We start from the raw sequence: 15,798 nt of genomic DNA, 5'->3' as shown, positions 1-15,798 counted from the left end.
AGTACGAATGCGCCACTCTGTCGGTTCCCCCTCCGGTCCGAACGTCGGTCCTCGGCCCGACGTCGACACCGCGCCTGCGTCCGCGCCTGCGCCTGCGCCTGCGCCTGCGCCCGACAACTACGTCCGCGTCCGGGGCGCACGGGAGCACAATCTGCGCGGCGTCGACGTCGACATCCCGCGCGACGCGCTGACGGTGTTCACCGGGGTCTCCGGTTCCGGCAAGAGTTCCCTCGCCTTCGGCACGATCTACGCCGAGGCCCAGCGGCGGTACTTCGAATCGGTGGCCCCGTACGCCCGCCGTCTCATCCACCAGATCGGCGCCCCGAAGGTGGACTCCGTGACCGGGTTGCCGCCGGCGGTCTCGCTGGAGCAGCGGCGCTCCTCCCCCGGCTCGCGATCCTCGGTGGGGACCGTGACCCTGCTGTCCAATTCCCTGCGGATGCTGTTCTCCCGGGCGGGTACGTACCCGCCCGGCGCCGAACGGCTCGACTCCGACGCCTTCTCGCCGAACACGGCGGCGGGGGCCTGCCCTTCGTGTCACGGCATCGGCCGCGTCCACGGCACCCACGAGGAGCTGCTGGTACCCGAACCCTCACTGTCGATTCGTCAGGGGGCCATCGCCGCGTGGCCGGGAGCCTGGCAGGGCAAGAACCTGCGGGACATCCTGGAGGCGCTCGGCCACGACGTGGACCGGCCCTGGCGGGAGCTGCCGGCCAAGGACCGCGAGTGGATCCTGTTCACCGAGGAGCAGCCGGTGGTGACCGTGCACCCGGTGCGGGACGCCGACCGGATCCAACGGCCGTACCAGGGGACGTACATGAGTGCCCACCGTTACGTCATGCGAACCTTCGCCGACAGCAAGAGCGCCACCCTGCGGGCCCGCGCCGAGAAGTTCCTCACCGACGCGCCGTGTCCGGCGTGCGAGGGTCGGCGCCTGCGGCCCGAGGCATTGGCCGTGACGTTCGCCGGCCACGGCATCGCCGACATGGCGGCGATGGCGCTGACCGACCTGGACCGCGTACTGGCCACCGCGCGGGTGGCCGGGGAGGCGGCGCGGGTGCTGGTGGAGGACCTGCGTGCGCGGATCGGACCGGTCGCCGATCTGGGGCTCGGCTATCTGAGCCCGGACCGCACCGCGCCCACCCTGTCGGCGGGCGAACTCCAGCGGCTACGGCTGGCGACGCAGCTGCGGTCCGGGCTGTTCGGCGTGGTGTACGTACTGGACGAGCCGTCGGCGGGCCTGCACCCGGCCGACACGGAGGCGTTGCTGGCGGTGCTGGACCGGCTCAAGGAGGCCGGGAACACGGTCTTCGTCGTGGAGCACGAGCTGGACGTGGTGCGGCACGCGGACTGGCTGGTGGACGTCGGGCCGCTGGCCGGGGAACACGGCGGGCGCGTGCTGTACAGCGGTCCGCCGGCCGCGCTCGTGGACGTGGCGGAGTCGGCGACGGCCGGGTACCTGTTCGCGGACGGCGCCGCGGCCGGGCCCCCGCGGGAGGTGCGCAGGGCGCGCGGATCGGTGCGGCTGAGCGGCGTCGGGCTGCACAACCTGCGTGATGTGGAGGCGGAGTTCCCCCTCGGCGTGTTCACGGCGGTGACCGGGGTGTCGGGGTCGGGCAAGTCCACCCTGGTCGGCCGGGTGCTGGCGGGTGAGGTGGGTGAGCGGCTCGCCGATCCGGACTTTCCCGTGCGGCGGTTGGTGGAGGTGGACCAGAAGCCGATCGGCCGCACCCCGCGCTCCAACCTGGCCACGTACACGGGTCTGTTCGACGTCGTGCGGCGGCTGTTCACTGCGGCTCCGCAGGCGCGGGCGCGCGGTTGGAAGGCGGGCCGGTTCTCCTTCAACGTGGCCGGCGGCCGCTGCGAGACCTGTCAGGGCGAGGGCTTCGTCTCGGTGGAGCTGCTGTTCCTGCCGAGTACGTACGCCCCCTGCCCCGTGTGCGCGGGCGCCCGGTACAACGCCGAATCCCTGGAGGTCCGGTACGCGGGGCTGAACATCGCCGAAGTGCTCTCCCTGACGGTGGAGGCGGCGGCCGTCTTCTTCGCGGAGGTCCCGGCGGCGGCGCGCAGCCTGCGGGCCCTGGAGGAGATCGGGCTCGGCTACCTGCGGCTGGGGCAGCCGGCGACGGAGCTGTCGGGCGGCGAGGCGCAGCGCATCAAGCTGGCCACGGAGCTCCAGCGGCGGCGCCGGGACCACACGCTGTACCTGCTGGACGAACCGACGACCGGGCTGCATCCGGCGGACGTGCGGGTTCTGACCCGGCAGTTGCACGGTCTGGTGGACGCCGGGCACTCGGTGGTGGTCGTGGAGCACGACATGGCGGTGGTGGCGGGCGCGGACTGGGTCATCGACCTGGGCCCGGGCGGCGGCGCGGAGGGCGGCCGGGTGGTGGCGGCGGGCACGCCGGCCCACATCGCCACGACCGGAGCGGGCCGCACCGCGGCCTACCTGTCCCGGGCGATGCCCACCCCGGCCTGACCTCGCCGATCGCGAGACGAAGGGTGACCGGGGCGGCGAGGCGGCTCAGACGTCGCCGGGCAGCAGGTGCTGGCCCAGTTCGCGGAAGCTCCAGGCGCCCTGGCGGCGGGTGAACATCCACACGAGGTCGTACCGGTCGGGCCAGGTCGCCGGGACGCCGAGGACGTCCTGCGCGCCGAGGGCGCGGATCAGGCGGGGCACGCCGGTGTGCTCCCAGCAGACGAGTACGGGTGCCGGGGCCGCCAGCGCCGCGTGCACGAGGGCCGCTTCGGCTCCTACGGCGAACTCGGCGCGGACGGGGAGGCGCAGCGCTTTCGCCAGCGGTGCCACGGTCTGACGGCACCGTGCGGGGGTTCCGGGCCGGCCGCCGGCCGCGAAGACCGTCCCGGGGCGCGGCAGGGAGGTGCCGGCGGCCGGGGGGAAGAGGCGCGGGAGCTCCTCGGCCCGGCGGCGGCCCCGGCCGGCGAGGAATCCGGGACCCTCGTTGCCCTCGTCGTCCTCACCCGTGGCGCCGGGGTACGGCTTCTCCGCGTGCCTGATCACCATGATCAGGGCGTCCTTGGGTCCGGCTGGTGGGCCGGGGGCCGGGCGCGGTGGTTCGTCCGTGCCGCAGCCGGCCGCGGCCAGGGGGGCGAGGGCGGCGGCCAGTACGGTGCGGCGGCGCGGTCCGGTCCCGGTGGGGGCTTCTGGCATGGGGCCCACTGTCGCCCATGGCCCGGGCCCTGTCCGGGCGCGGCGCGGTGCGGGCCGCCCCGGTCAGCCGATCGGCGCAGGACGGCCCTCGGGTGCCCCTCGCCGACCGGGACCGCGCCGGCCCCGCCCCGCCCGGGCTGCGCCGGCGGCGCGGGTCCTTCGTCAGCGGGGGCCCTTACGGACCGCCCGCAGCCACTCCTTGTTCATCGCGGAGATCGACGGCAGCGGGATGCCCTTCGGGCAGGCCGTGGCGCACTCGCCGGTCAGGGTGCAGCCGCCGAAACCCTCCTCGTCCATCCGGGCCACCATGTCCAGCACCCGGGTCTCCCGCTCGGGCGACCCCTGGGGCAGCACGTTGAGATGGTTGACCTTGGCGGAGGTGAAGAGCATCGCGGAACCGTTGGGGCATGCCGCCACGCAGGCCCCGCAGCCTATGCATTCGGCGTGCTCGAAGGCGTAGTCGGCGTCGGCCTTGGGCACGGCGGTGGCGTGCGCTTCGGGGGCGGCGCCGGTGGGGGCGGTGATGTAGCCGCCGGCCTGGATGATCCGGTCGAAGGCGCCCCGGTCGACGACGAGGTCCTTGACCACCGGGAAGGCGGCGGCCCGCCAGGGCTCCACGTCGATGGTGTCGCCGTCGGCGAACGACCGCATGTGGAGCTGGCACGTGGTGGTCCGCTCCGGTCCGTGCGCGTCGCCGTTGATGACGAGGCTGCACGCGCCGCAGATTCCCTCCCGGCAGTCGTGGTCGAAGGCTACGGGGTCCTCGCCGCGCAGGATGAGGTCCTCGTTGAGGGTGTCGAGCATCTCCAGGAACGACATGTCCCGGGAGATGCCGTCGACCTCGTAGGAGGCCATGGCTCCGGGGGCATCCTGGTTCCGCTGGCGCCAGACGCGCAGGGTGAGCTTCATGCGTAGCTCCGCTGGGTGGGGTGGACGTACTCGAAGACGAGGTCTTCCTTGTGCAGGACGGGTACGGCGCCGGCGTGCTCCCAGGCGGCGACGTAGGAGAACTCCTCGTCGCGCCGCTCGGCCTCGCCGTCCGGGGTCTGGGACTCCTCGCGGAAATGGCCGCCGCAGGATTCCGCGCGGTGCAGGGCGTCGAGGCACATGAGCTCGGCGAGCTCCAGGTAGTCGACGACACGGTTGGCCTTCTCCAGCGACTGGTTGAACTCCTCGCCGGTGCCGGGGACCTTGATCCTGCGCCAGAACTCCTCCCGGATCTCCGGTATCCGGTCGAGCGCCTTGCGCAGACCCTGCGCGGTGCGCGCCATCCCGCAGTACTCCCACATGAGCTCGCCGATCTCCCGGTGGAAGGAGTCGGGGGTGCGGTCGCCGTCGACCCCGAGGAGCCCGGCGAGCCGCTCGCGGGTCTCGTGCAGGGCGGCCGCGGCCTGGGGGTGGGTGTCGTCGACCGGGTGGCGGTGGGGGTGGCGGGCCAGGTAGTCGTTGATGGTGGAGGGGAGCACGAAGTACCCGTCGGCCAGGCCCTGCATGAGCGCCGAGGCGCCGAGCCGGTTCGCGCCGTGGTCGGAGAAGTTGGCCTCGCCGACGGCGAAGAGGCCGGGAACGGTGGTCTGGAGGTCGTAGTCGACCCACAGTCCGCCCATCGTGTAGTGCACGGCCGGGTAGATCCGCATGGGGAGCTCGTAAGGGTTCTCCGCGGTGATCCGCTCGTACATGTCGAAGAGGTTGCCGTACTTCTCGGCGACCTTGTCCCGGCCCATGCGGCGGATGGCGTCGGCGAAGTCGAGGTAGACGCCCTGGCCGCCCGGTCCCACGCCGCGACCCTCGTCGCAGACGTTCTTGGCGGCTCGGGAGGCGATGTCGCGGGGCACGAGATTGCCGAAGGACGGGTAGATCCGCTCCAGGTAGTAGTCGCGCTCCGACTCCGGTATGTCGGCGGCGGGGCGGGTGTCGCCCTTGGCCTTGGGCACCCAGATACGGCCGTCGTTGCGCAGTGACTCGCTCATCAGCGTGAGCTTGGACTGGTGGTCGCCGGTGCGCGGGATGCAGGTGGGGTGGATCTGGGTGAAGCAGGGGTTGGCGAAGTACGCGCCGCGCCGGTGCGCCCGCCAGACGGCGGTCGCGTTGGAGTTCATGGCGTTCGTGGAGAGGTAGAAGACGTTGCCGTAGCCGCCACTGGCCAGCACCACGGCGTCGGCGTAGTGCGTGGAGATCTCACCGGTGACCAGGTCGCGGGCGACGATGCCTCGGGCCACTCCGTCGACGACGATCAGGTCCAGCATCTCGGTGCGGGCGTGCATCTCGACGTTCCCGGCGGCGATCTGTCGGGAGAGTGCCTGGTAGGCGCCGAGGAGGAGCTGCTGGCCGGTCTGGCCGCGGGCGTAGAAGGTGCGGGAGACCTGGACGCCGCCGAAGGAGCGGGTGTCGAGGAGGCCGCCGTACTCGCGGGCGAAGGGGACGCCCTGGGCCACGCACTGGTCGATGATCTCCACGGAGATCTGGGCCAGGCGGTGGACGTTGGACTCGCGGGCCCGGAAGTCCCCGCCCTTGACGGTGTCGTAGAAGAGGCGGTGCACCGAGTCGCCGTCGTTTCGGTAGTTCTTGGCGGCGTTGATGCCGCCCTGGGCGGCGATGGAGTGGGCCCGGCGCGGGGAGTCGGAGAAGCAGAACTGGATGACGTGGTAGCCCTGTTCGGCGAGGGTCGCGCCGGCGGATCCGCCGGCGAGCCCGGTGCCGACGACGATGACGGAGTGCTTGCGCCGGTTGGCCGGATTGACGAGCTTCGCTTCGAAGCGGCGGCGGTCCCAGCGGTCCGCGATCGGGCCGGCGGGGGCCTTGGTGTCGACGAGGGGCTCGCCGGTGGTGTAGCGGATGCGCTCACTCATGGTCAGTTCACCACTCCGGTCATGACGGCTACGGGAACGGACACGAAGCCGGCGAAGAGGACGAGGGCCAGGCCGTTGGCCAGGAACGTGAAGGTCCGGTCGCGCCGGGCGCTGCCCGCGCCGAGGGTCTGGGCGGCGCTCCAGAAGCCGTGCCGCACGTGCAGGCCGAGGGCGGCCATCGCCACGATGTAGACCGTGTTCCCGTACCAGGTGGAGAACGTGGCCAGGACGTTCTCGTACGGGTGTCCGGCCAAGGCGCGCTCGTTGACGGTGAGCGTCGTGAGGTCGAGCAGGTGCCAGACGATGAACAGGGCGAGGATGATGCCGCCCCAGCGCATGGTGCGGGTGGCGTAGCTCGCGCGCCGCCGCCTGTGCGCGTACTTCACCGGACGGGCCCTGATGTCGCGGCGGCTGAGCTGGTACGCGGACACGGCGTGGGCGACGACCGCCGCCACCAGCACCACCCGCACGATCCACAGGGCCCACTCGTGGTGCAGGAAGGGCGCGCCGAGGGTGCGCAGCCATTGGGCGTAGCCGTTGAACTCGTCCGCCCCGAAGAAGATCTTGAGGTTGCCGAGCATGTGCACGACCAGGTAACCGAGCATCACCAGACCGGACACGGCCATCACGGACTTCTTGCCGACGGATGAGTCCCAGATCGTGCGCGTGGTGGACGGCCGTCGTCGCGTCCGCGTTGCCAGAGCCATGCCTCGACGGTAGGGACAGGGACCCCGAAAGGTCCAAGACATGATGGAGCTCATCTCCATAGGATCGATCTATCGAGCGAGCTACGCTGGAGCGATGCAGTTCCAGCAGCTCCTCTACTTCGTCGCCGTCGCCGAGACCCGGCACTTCACCCGGGCGGCCGAGCGCGTGCACGTGGCACAGCCATCGCTGTCCCAGCAGATCAAGGCGCTGGAACGGGAGCTGGGGGCGGAGCTGTTCAGCCGGGCCCGGGGCAACATCACGCTCACCGACGCGGGCGAGGCCCTGCTTCCGCTGGCCCGGCGGATCCTGGCGGACGCGGACACCGCGCGGCTGGAGGTGCAGGAGCTGGCCCAGCTGCGGCGCGGACGGGTCCGGCTCGGCGCGACGCCGAGCGTGTGCACCGGACTGCTGCCGGAGGTGCTGCGCGCCTTCCACACCGCGCACCCCGGGATCGAGCTGCTGATCGAGGAGAGCGGTTCGCTGGACCTCGTACGGGAACTGGCGCGCGGGGCACTGGACCTCGCGCTGATCGCTCTGCCGCTGCCTCCCTCGGCTCCGGCGCTGACCACGGTGGAGCTGCTGACGGAGGACCTGGTGGTGGTCTCCGCAGCGGACCGGCCCGCGCCCGGTGGGGGTGCGGCGCTGACCATTCGCGAGCTGCGGGAGGAGCCGATGGTGATGTTCCGGCACGGCTACGACCTGCGGGAACTGACCGTGACGGCGTGCCGCGCGGAAGGTTTCGAGCCGGTGTTCACCGTGGAGGGCGGCGAGATGGACGCGGTGCTCGGCTTCGTCCGGGCGGGTCTCGGCATCGCGGTGGTGCCGGCCATGGTGGTGTCCCACGCCGGGCCTGGCCTGCGCGCGACCCCGCTGGAAGGGTCCCCTCTGCGCCGGACCATCGCCCTGGCCCACCGCACGGACGTGGCTCCGCCGCGGGCGGCGCGCGAGCTCAAGCGCATGCTCGTGGGCTGAGTCATCCGCGCGGTCGGTCGCGGGCCCGCTCCGAGCGGGCGCCCCACTGTCAGGCGCCGGGTATGGGCAACCCCCGGTCGAGTCCATCGGCGAGCATCCCGAACGCCTGATCGGCATCGGCCACCGCGTCCGGGTACAGCTCGTCCGCGCTGCGGCCGCTGTCGATCCGGCGCCAGTTCTCCCGCCCGAGCTCTTGGCGCACCGTCACCAGGTGCAGGGCGGCCAGCCGGGCCGCGAGGGGCGGCACGGACTCCGTCTCGAACACGGCGACCAACAGCTCCGCCTCGCGGGCCGTGTAGTGGGCGAGCCGGGACTCCAGGCTCGCGGTGGAGAAGATCAGCCGCTCGAACGCCAGGACGTCCGGGTGGTCGCAGAGCCCGGTGACCGGATCGCGCTCGGCGAGGGCCAGCAGGAAGTGCGCGTGCACCGCTCGCACGGGACTCTGCCCGGCCGGCCGGTCGCGCACGATACGGGCGACTTCGTCCTGATGGTCGGCGAAGCGGTCCAGCACCAGGTCCTCCTTGCTCGGGAAGTACCGGAACAGCGTGGGTTTGGAGACTTCCGCCGCCGCGGCGACATCGGCCACCGACACGGCGTCGAAGCCTCGCTCCAGGAAGAGTTCCAGCGCCGTGGCCGCGAGCTGGCGGCGTGTACGGAGCTTCTTGTTCTCGCGCAGACCCGTCGTGTTGTCCATGCCCAGAGCGTAGCACAGATTCATGACCGGGTTACTTTTTTAACTGGGTTGCTTTTTTCTGGAAGAGGCGCTTTCCTTGGAACGACGACGACGAGGGGACCTCCGATGAACCGCGAACCGACCGACGTACTGATCGTGGGCTCCGGCCCCACCGGGCTCACCCTGGCCTGCGACCTGGCCCGCCGCGGCATCGCCGTACGCGTCATCGACCAGCGGCCGGGGCCGCACCGCGAATCCCGCGGCAAAGGCCTCACCCCGGACAGCGTCGAGGCCTTCGGGCCGCTGGGGGTCGCGGCTCGCATGACGGCCGTCGGCCGCGCGGGGATCACCCTCCGCAAGTATTTCGACGGCGTCCCCGTCCGGGACACCGCCGTCGGCGACGCACTGGTCATCGGCCAATGGCAGGTCGAGCAGGTGCTGCGCGAGCGACTGGCGGAGCTTGGTGTCCGGGTGGAGCATGCGGCCGCCCTCGCCGGGATCGGCCAGGACGCGGTGGGAGTGAGTGCGCGGCTCGCGGACGGCCGGACCGTCCGCTGCCACTACCTCGCCGGGTGCGACGGTGGCCGCGGCACGACCCGCGGGCTCCTCGGGATCCCCTTCGAGGGGACCACGGCAGAGGAGGAGGTCATGGTGTTGGGGGACGTTTCGGCGCCGGGGCTGAGCCGGGAGTTCTGGCACCAGTGGTTCACCTCGGACGGCGGCGGTGTGCTGCTGTGCCCGATACCGGGGACGGAGACCTTCCAGTTCCAGGCCTCGCGCGAGCCGGACGAGCGGGGTGAGCCGCTGCCGCCCTCACTGGAGAGCTTCCAAAGGCTCTTCGACCGGCACGCCCGCATACCCGGGATCCGGCTGGCGGAGGCCACCTGGCTGTCGTCCTGGCGGGCCAACGTCCGCATGGCCACCCGCCTGCGGGAGGGCCGGGCCTTCCTCGCCGGGGACGCGGCACACGTCCACCCCATAGCCGGCGGGCTCGGCATGAACACGGGGATCCAGGACGCGGTTGCCCTGGGGCGGACCCTGGCCGCCGCGCTCACCGGGTCGGCCGGGGAGGACCTACTCGACGCGTACGGGGCGCAGCGCCTACCGGTGGCGGCGGAGCTGCTCATGGACACCGCGCAGCGGATGGAACGGGTGATGGCGGCGGTCCGCGAGCCGGGCGTCGGAACGGAGGCCGGCCTGGGCTGACCTACCGACGCAAGGGAGCAGGCGCTGGCCTGACCTACCCACCCGGCGAGCCGGGCCTGGGCCGACGCACCCCTTCTGGGGTGCCGAGCCCGGGCTGACCCATCCGGCGGAAGGGGCCGGAGCGGGCTGCGGCCCGCCCGGGGCAGGTCCCCGGCCGGGGCCTGCCCCGGCTGGAGATCCCTCCCCGACCGGATGGGCCGGCTCCGGGCCCCGCAGGGGGTGCCTGCGCGGGGGCGGGCGGGGTGGGGGCCGGTCAGGAGGGAGTGGGGACGGCGTCCCTGAGCAGCAGCGTGTGGATCCGGTCGGGGGCGCCGGGGCGTGCGTAGTACCAGCCCTGCGCGGTGTCGCAGCCCAGGGCGCGCAGTTGCGCGGCCTGGGCGCCGGTCTCCACGCCCTCGACGGTGACGGCGAGTTCGAGGCTGTGGGCCAGTGCGACGATGCCCTCCACGATCTTGACGTCGACCGGATTGGCCGGGTTCTGCTGCATGCCCTGCGTGAACGAGCGGTCGAGTTTCAGGACGCTGACGGGGAGGCGGCGCAGGTTGGCCAGGTTCGAGTACCCGGTGCCGAAGTCGTCGAGCGCGATGTCCACGCCGAGTGCGGCGAGACGGCGCAGCGGCTCCAGGAGTTCGTCGTCGGCCCCGATCAGCGCGGATTCGGTGACCTCCAGGCACAGGGCGCCCGGAGCCAGCCCCGACTTCTCCAGCACCGCCACCGTGTCGGCGACCAGGCCGGGGTGGTGCAGCTGGGTCGGCGAGAGGTTCACGTTGATCCGCAGGGTGGAGCCGGTGTGCTGGCGCTGCCACTTGCGGGCCTGGCGGACGGATTCCTCCAGCACCCAGCGACCGAGCGGCACGATCAGGCCGGTCCGTTCGGCGAGGGGGATGAAGCGGTCCGGGCCGAGCACCCCGTACTGGGGGTGCGACCAGCGCACCAGCGCCTCGGCACCGTGCAGGCTGCCGTCGTGCATGTGCACGAGCGGCTGGTACTCGATGAAGAACTCCCCGCGTTCCAGCGCGGCGGGCAGGGCATGGGTCAGGCCGTGCCGGGTGATGGCGCGGGCGTCGGCCTCGGCGTCGGCGAACTCGAAGCGGTTGCCGCCGGCCGCCTTGGCCCGGTACATCGTGATGTCGGCACTGCGCAGGACCTCGGCCGGGGTGCGCTCCCCCGCCTTGCCCTCGACGATGCCGATGCTGCCGCGGACGGTCAGTTCCCGCCCCTCCAGCCGGATCGGCGTGGACAGCGCCGAGAGGATGCGGACCGCGAGGTCGGTCACCTCCTGCTCGGTGTCGGAGCCGGTGGTCAGCGCGACGAACTCGTCGCCGCCGAGCCGCGCCACTACTTCTCCGGGACCGGTCGCGCAGCTCTGCAGCCGGTCGGCGACCTCGACCAGCAGCCGGTCGCCGGCCGAGTGGCCCAGGCTGTCGTTGACCGCCTTGAAGCCGTCGAGGTCCAGGTAGCACAGGCCGAAACGGCTGCCGCCGGCCCCGCTCAGGGCCTTCTCCAGCCGTTCGAAGAACAGCGTCCGGTTGGGCAGACCGGTCAGCGCGTCATGGGTCGCCTCGTACCGCAGGCGCAGGTTGAGCAGCCGGCGTTCGGTGGTGTCCTCCATCAGGGCGAGCTGGTACTGCGGTGCCCCGTCGGGGTCGCGCAGCAGCGACACCGTCAGGTTGGTCCACAGCACGGTCCCGTCGTGCCGGTAGTACGGCTTCTCCACCCGGAAGTGCTCGCGCTCGCCCCGCACCAGTTCCCCGTACATCCGCCAGACGTGCGGGGTGTCGTCGGGGTGCCCCCACTCGCTGACCTTGCGGTCCCGGACGTGGCCCTCCAGGCCGCCGAACATCTGCAGCAGCGCGTCGTTGACCTCCAGGATGTTCCCGTCCAGATCGGCGATGCCGATGCCGACGGCCGCGCCCTCGAAGACCGCCCGGAAGCGCTCCTCGCTCGCGTGCAGCGCCTGCTGGGCGTCGATGCGGGCGGTCAGCGCGGACTGGGCGATGGCCTCCTGCTCCCTGAGGGTGCGCTCGCGCAGGGCGCGGGCGTACCCCGCCGCGATGCCGTGCTGCAGCCGGGCGCAGCGCGCCCGGTACTCCTCGGTGCTCTCCGCGCCCGAGCCGCAGTAGAGCACCAGGTACGACTCGACCACGCCGAGGGTGCCGGCCAGGGCCTCGGGGTCGGTGCAGTGCACGGCGACGAGCTCCGCGCCCACGCGCTGCGCGACGGAGGCGTCGAAGGGCCGGGCGTGCAGCGCCTCGGCGAGGGTCCGGGTGAGCGGCACGAGGTGCCGCTCGAACTCGGGGCGGGTCAGCGAGGTCGCGGTGACGGGGAAGATCGCCCGTCCCCAGATCGTCGCGAAGCGGCCGATCCGGTCGTCGGCGCAGCCCGGCGGAGCCCCCGCGGGCGCGGCGGCGGACGCCCGCGCCGGAACGGCGGTCGGCGCCGGGGCTGCGGCGGGCACGGCGATTCCCTGGGCTTCCGCCGTCTGGGCCGGGAGTCTCACGCCTTGCGTCCCACGCCGGCGAAGCCCGAGAAGGCGTACGGGTCCTCCTGCGCCTCGCCGTCCTCCGCGCGCTCGGGGGCGTCCGGCCGCCAGTCGGGCATGGACACCAGCCCGGGCCGGAGCATCTCGAACCCTTCGAAGAAGCGGCCGATCTCTTCCCGACTGCGCATCACGAGCGGGTTGCGGATGTCCCGGTAGACCCCGACGGCGCCGCCCGCGACCTCTTCGGTGAGCGGGATCCCCTCGAACGAGGCGTGGGTGAGGATCAGCAGACTTCCGGGGGCCAGCGCGTCGCGGAGCCCGGCGACGGCGCCGTACGGGTCGTCCGCGTCCTCCAGGAAGTGCAGGACGGCAACCAGCAGCAGGGCCACCGGGCGGTCGAGGTCGAGCAGCCGGGTGACCTCGGGGTCGGACAGGATGTCCCGCGGCTTGCGGAGGTCGGCGGCGACCACGCCGGACCGGTCGTCGCCGGCGAGGACGGCCTGGCTGTGCGCCACGGCCACCGGGTCGTGGTCGACGTAGACCACGCGCGTCTCGGGGCTGGCGGCCTGGGCGACCTCGTGGACATTGCCGAAGGTGGGGATGCCGGAGCCGATGTCGAGGAACTGCGTGACGCCCTCGGCGACGGCGTGCCGGACGGCGCGGCGCATGAATGCGCGGTTGGCCTGCATGATCTTGGGCAGGCCCGGCATGAATTCCATGGCCCGGCGGGCCGCCTGGCGGTCGACCTCGAAATTGTGCGAGCCGCCCAGGTAGTAATCGTAGATGCGGGACACGCTCGGCACCGATATGTCGATACCTGGCGGGGCCCAGGCGGGGCGCTCCATCGGGTTCTCCAAGCCTTGTTCCTGCGGCGGTCCGTGCGGTCGGACTCCTGTCCGAGCCGAATGTACTGATCATTGACCAACAGGGCGAGCAAAAGCGGAAATTGGCGATCCGTTCTTCGTCACATACCTAAGCCCCTCGGCGCCCCCCGCGGGGAGATTGGTCGTTACCGACAAATCCCTTTTGAGAATTGCCCGGTGGGCGACCGTTCCCGACATCCGGGCGGTCCGCGACTGGCTCAAACCTCTACGGTCGCCGCACCACCCGTTCAGGGGAACCGAGGCCGACCCCCACGCGCGCGGGCGCGCGCGGGCCCATGCTCCCCGGGTGAACAGAGCCTGTACCCGGCGCCTGCTGGCGGTCCCGGTCCTGCTGTGGGCGGCCCTGGCCGTCACGCCGGCCGTGGCTGATAGCGGCGCCTACGCGACGACCGAGTCCGGCGACGGCGCGGCCACGGCCGCAGTGGTCGCGGTGGCCGTCGGCGGCGGTCGCGGCGGCGGCCCGGGTGGCGGACATCACGGCGACCGACACGGAAGCGGGCACCACCACGGAGGCGGCCGACCCGGCGGGCACCACCACGGCCGGCCCCACTGCCCGCCGCCCCCTCCCCCTCCGTGCCCGCCCGAGCCGACCCCGAAGCCCACCCCACCGCCCGAGCCGACGCCGCCGCCGCCCGCCCCGAAGCCCACCCCCACACCACCCGTGGTCACGCCGAGCCCGACGCCCCCGCCCCCGCCCCCGCCCCCGCCCAGACCGCTGCCGAAACCGGTGCCCGTCTCCGAACCGCCGCCGAAGCCCGCGCCCCCGCCGCCCCCCGTGTTCCGGGCGCCCGCCCCACCACCGCCGGCCCCTGCACCGCCACCGCCGCCGGAGGTGACCCCCACGCCCGTACCGAAGCCGGTGGCGCGCCCGGTGTACCGCGCGGCCTCACGGAAGCCGGTCGAGCACCACATCTCCCCGGTGACCTTCACCTTGATGACCGCCGCTCCGGCGGTGCTCGCGATCGTCGCGCTGCGCCCCCGGTAGCCATCGCGCACCGCTCTCACGCCCTACCCGTAATCGATTGGGAGTCATCTTGTCGGAATGGCTCGTCCTGTCCCTCGCGATGGCCGCGGCCTGTGCCGTGGTGCTGTCCATCGCCTTCTTCAACCACCGCAGGATCGGCGAGGACGACGATCCGAACGAAACCCCGGACGTCATCGAGTACATGACGATGATGATCGGGGTGATCTACGCGATCGTGCTGGGCCTGGCGATCGCGGGTGTCTGGGAAGGCCGCGGGGCCGCCCAGGAGTACGTGCGCCAGGAGGCGCAGGCCCTGCACGAGATCAGCGTCCGCTCCGAGGTCTACCCGGCCGAGGTGCGCGGCAGGATCCGGGCTGACGTCGACGCGTACGTGACGTACGTGGTGGACACCGAATGGAAGGTGATGGCGGAGCGGGGCGAGCTGACCGAGCGGGGCGGCGAGCTCCTGGACCGGATCCGCCGGGACGTCACCGACTACGAGCCGCGGACCGACCACGAGGGGCAGGCGTACCAGCCGCTGGTCGACCAGGCCGCCGTGGTCGACGACGCCCGCAGTGCGCGCGGCGAGGGGGCCGGAGCCACCATGCCGGGGGTCGTGTGGTTCGGGTTGATCGCCGGGGCCCTCGTGACGGTGGGCCTGATCTTCACCCTGCAGATCCGCAAGTCGTTTCGGGAGATGCTGCTCGCGGGGCTGTTCAGCGCCCTCATCGCGTTCCTGCTGTTCTTGATCTGGGACTTCGACGCGCCGTTCGGGCGGGGGATCTCGGCCACCGCCGGACCGTTCCTCGCTCAGTTCCCTCATCTGGACCTCGGGGGCTGACGACCGCGGGCGCCCGGCGCAAGCGCCGCCGGGGCGGGCCGGGGCAACGCCGCGCGGGTCCCGAACGGCCCCGACGCGGTGGCCCGAACGGCGCCGGCGCGGCGGCCCGCAAACCGGGAGCGACGCTCTGGCCCGCAAACCGGGGGCGGGCCTCCTGCCCCCGGTTCGGCCCAACCGTATGCCCCATTCGCCCGTTCCTGATCGCGGGTGGCCGTACCCGCGCCTAGCGTGGCGGACATCGAGGCGCACGACCCCCCACGTGCGGAAACCGTTCCGCGACTGCTCCTCGGGGATCCGGAGATCAATCATGGGTGCGATACGTACCTCCGCCACAGCCCTGCTCAGCACCGGCGCCGCGGGCGCCGTACTCGCCCTGGGCGCCTTGGGAGCGCCCGCCGCGACCGCGGCCGAAGCCGCGCCCGTCACCTCGTTCGGCTTCGGCCTGACCCCCTCGACGGTCGTCCCCGGCGGCCAGCTGGTGCTTTCCGTGTCCGGCTGCGCCGCCGCCTACGCCACCGCCTCCTCGGGCGTGTTCGACACCGTGAGCATCGCGCGCGGGCAGACCGCGCGCGTCACGGTGGACCGCGACGCCCGGCGCGGGGCCCTGTACTCCGTCTCCTTCACCTGCAACGGGGAGACCGGATCGGCCGACCTGACGATCGCCGGCGGCACGACGCGTCCCACCACGAGCTCCACCATCGGCGCGAACACCCGCGCTCCCGTAGCCCCCGTGGCCCCCGTAACTCCCGTAGCTCCCGTGGCCCCCGTAACTCCCGTAGCTCCCGTGACCCCCGTCGCTCCCGCCCGGACGTCGAGCGTCGCCACGGACGGCGCCGCCACCACCGCGCGCGGCGTGCGCGGCGGACTCGGCGGCAGCATCGCGGGCCTGGACCCGGTGGAGCTCGGCGCGGGTACCGGCCTCTTCCTCGCCGCGGCGGGCGGCGCGGCGTACGCCCTGCGCCGGCGGGGAGCGGGTCGCGGCCACTGAACGCTCCGCCGGCTCCTCGTGCACCGCCGGTCGCCCCGAGTCCTGGCCAGGACTCGGGG

Annotated in this window: 13 protein-coding genes; 6 read left to right on the top strand and 7 right to left on the bottom strand. The window is 72.7% G+C overall.

Translation table 11 applies throughout. The annotated features are described in order from the left end of the window. Positions 1-7 precede the first annotated feature (7 nt). Positions 8-2,479, top strand: coding sequence for an ABC transporter (locus tag ACWFQ8_RS31090; RefSeq protein WP_453789628.1), 2,472 nt, complete (start codon positions 8-10; stop codon positions 2,477-2,479). A 45-nt stretch (positions 2,480-2,524) separates the two neighbouring features. Here ACWFQ8_RS31090 and ACWFQ8_RS31085 read toward each other — a convergent pair whose 3' ends face one another. The 4 genes from ACWFQ8_RS31085 to ACWFQ8_RS31070 form a co-directional block, all read right to left on the bottom strand. Further along, a complete protein-coding gene (locus ACWFQ8_RS31085) occupies positions 2,525-3,172 on the bottom strand; it encodes a hypothetical protein (RefSeq protein WP_453789627.1) in 648 nt (215 codons plus the stop codon). 162 nt (positions 3,173-3,334) lie between these two features. Then, entirely contained in the window at positions 3,335-4,081 is a 747-nt protein-coding gene (locus ACWFQ8_RS31080) for a succinate dehydrogenase/fumarate reductase iron-sulfur subunit (RefSeq protein ID WP_453789626.1), read from the bottom strand. After that, the gene (locus ACWFQ8_RS31075) at positions 4,078-6,021 is read right to left on the bottom strand and encodes a fumarate reductase/succinate dehydrogenase flavoprotein subunit (protein WP_453789625.1); all 1,944 of its coding nucleotides are present in this window, start codon (positions 6,019-6,021) and stop codon (positions 4,078-4,080) included. Before ACWFQ8_RS31075 ends, ACWFQ8_RS31080 begins: the two co-directional genes overlap by 4 nt. Before the next feature lie 2 nt (positions 6,022-6,023). Next, positions 6,024-6,728, bottom strand: coding sequence for a succinate dehydrogenase (locus tag ACWFQ8_RS31070; protein ID WP_453789624.1), 705 nt, complete (start codon positions 6,726-6,728; stop codon positions 6,024-6,026). A 94-nt stretch (positions 6,729-6,822) separates the two neighbouring features. Here ACWFQ8_RS31070 and ACWFQ8_RS31065 point away from each other — a divergent pair, with 94 nt between their 5' ends. Further along, positions 6,823-7,701: a LysR family transcriptional regulator gene (locus tag ACWFQ8_RS31065; RefSeq protein ID WP_453789623.1), complete on the top strand. Its 879-nt coding sequence runs from the start codon at positions 6,823-6,825 to the stop codon at positions 7,699-7,701. 49 nt (positions 7,702-7,750) lie between these two features. On the opposite strand, the gene ACWFQ8_RS31060 is transcribed toward ACWFQ8_RS31065, so the two are convergent. Then, positions 7,751-8,395 carry a TetR/AcrR family transcriptional regulator gene (locus ACWFQ8_RS31060; RefSeq protein WP_453789622.1) on the bottom strand — a complete coding sequence of 215 codons (645 nt, stop codon included), beginning with the start codon at positions 8,393-8,395 and terminating at the stop codon, positions 7,751-7,753. A 105-nt stretch (positions 8,396-8,500) separates the two neighbouring features. On the opposite strand from ACWFQ8_RS31060, the gene ACWFQ8_RS31055 reads away from it, so the two are divergent. Continuing rightward, positions 8,501-9,580: an FAD-dependent oxidoreductase gene (locus ACWFQ8_RS31055; protein WP_453789621.1), complete on the top strand. Its 1,080-nt coding sequence runs from the start codon at positions 8,501-8,503 to the stop codon at positions 9,578-9,580. A gap of 253 nt (positions 9,581-9,833) precedes the next feature. Here ACWFQ8_RS31055 and ACWFQ8_RS31050 read toward each other — a convergent pair whose 3' ends face one another. Both ACWFQ8_RS31050 and ACWFQ8_RS31045 read right to left on the bottom strand, forming a co-directional pair. Beyond that, positions 9,834-12,038 carry a putative bifunctional diguanylate cyclase/phosphodiesterase gene (locus ACWFQ8_RS31050; protein ID WP_453789620.1) on the bottom strand — a complete coding sequence of 735 codons (2,205 nt, stop codon included), beginning with the start codon at positions 12,036-12,038 and terminating at the stop codon, positions 9,834-9,836. Between the two features lie 38 nt (positions 12,039-12,076). Next, the gene (locus ACWFQ8_RS31045; protein WP_453789643.1) at positions 12,077-12,907 is read right to left on the bottom strand and encodes an SAM-dependent methyltransferase; all 831 of its coding nucleotides are present in this window, start codon (positions 12,905-12,907) and stop codon (positions 12,077-12,079) included. Between the two features lie 871 nt (positions 12,908-13,778). On the opposite strand from ACWFQ8_RS31045, the gene ACWFQ8_RS31040 reads away from it, so the two are divergent. The 3 genes from ACWFQ8_RS31040 to ACWFQ8_RS31030 all read left to right on the top strand — a co-directional run bounded on the left by ACWFQ8_RS31040 (position 13,779) and on the right by ACWFQ8_RS31030 (position 15,739). Continuing rightward, positions 13,779-13,931, top strand: coding sequence for a hypothetical protein (locus tag ACWFQ8_RS31040; RefSeq protein WP_453789619.1), 153 nt, complete (start codon positions 13,779-13,781; stop codon positions 13,929-13,931). Positions 13,932-13,980: 49 nt separating this feature from the next. Further along, entirely contained in the window at positions 13,981-14,751 is a 771-nt protein-coding gene (locus ACWFQ8_RS31035) for a bestrophin-like domain (protein ID WP_453789618.1), read from the top strand. Between the two features lie 307 nt (positions 14,752-15,058). Further along, the gene (locus ACWFQ8_RS31030; protein ID WP_453789617.1) at positions 15,059-15,739 is read left to right on the top strand and encodes a hypothetical protein; all 681 of its coding nucleotides are present in this window, start codon (positions 15,059-15,061) and stop codon (positions 15,737-15,739) included. The last annotated feature ends 59 nt before the right edge of the window (positions 15,740-15,798 follow it).

The organism is Streptomyces sp. NPDC055254 (assembly GCF_053606025.1).
Note: the sequence above shows the minus strand (reverse complement) of the source record. Positions and strands in the feature narration are given on the sequence as shown.

Bases quoted from the DNA above. Each gene is read 5' to 3' on its own strand.
- ACWFQ8_RS31060 (WP_453789622.1), bottom strand. From the start codon at position 8,395: ATGGACAACACGACGGGTCTGCGCGAGAACAAGAAGCTCCGTACACGC.
- ACWFQ8_RS31045 (WP_453789643.1), bottom strand. From the start codon at position 12,907: ATGGAGCGCCCCGCCTGGGCCCCGCCAGGTATCGACATATCGGTGCCG.
- ACWFQ8_RS31090 (WP_453789628.1), top strand. From the start codon at position 8: ATGCGCCACTCTGTCGGTTCCCCCTCCGGTCCGAACGTCGGTCCTCGG.
- ACWFQ8_RS31075 (WP_453789625.1), bottom strand. From the start codon at position 6,021: ATGAGTGAGCGCATCCGCTACACCACCGGCGAGCCCCTCGTCGACACC.
- ACWFQ8_RS31030 (WP_453789617.1), top strand. From the start codon at position 15,059: ATGGGTGCGATACGTACCTCCGCCACAGCCCTGCTCAGCACCGGCGCC.
- ACWFQ8_RS31070 (WP_453789624.1), bottom strand. From the start codon at position 6,728: ATGGCTCTGGCAACGCGGACGCGACGACGGCCGTCCACCACGCGCACG.
- ACWFQ8_RS31055 (WP_453789621.1), top strand. From the start codon at position 8,501: ATGAACCGCGAACCGACCGACGTACTGATCGTGGGCTCCGGCCCCACC.
- ACWFQ8_RS31085 (WP_453789627.1), bottom strand. From the start codon at position 3,172: ATGCCAGAAGCCCCCACCGGGACCGGACCGCGCCGCCGCACCGTACTG.
- ACWFQ8_RS31080 (WP_453789626.1), bottom strand. From the start codon at position 4,081: ATGAAGCTCACCCTGCGCGTCTGGCGCCAGCGGAACCAGGATGCCCCC.
- ACWFQ8_RS31065 (WP_453789623.1), top strand. From the start codon at position 6,823: ATGCAGTTCCAGCAGCTCCTCTACTTCGTCGCCGTCGCCGAGACCCGG.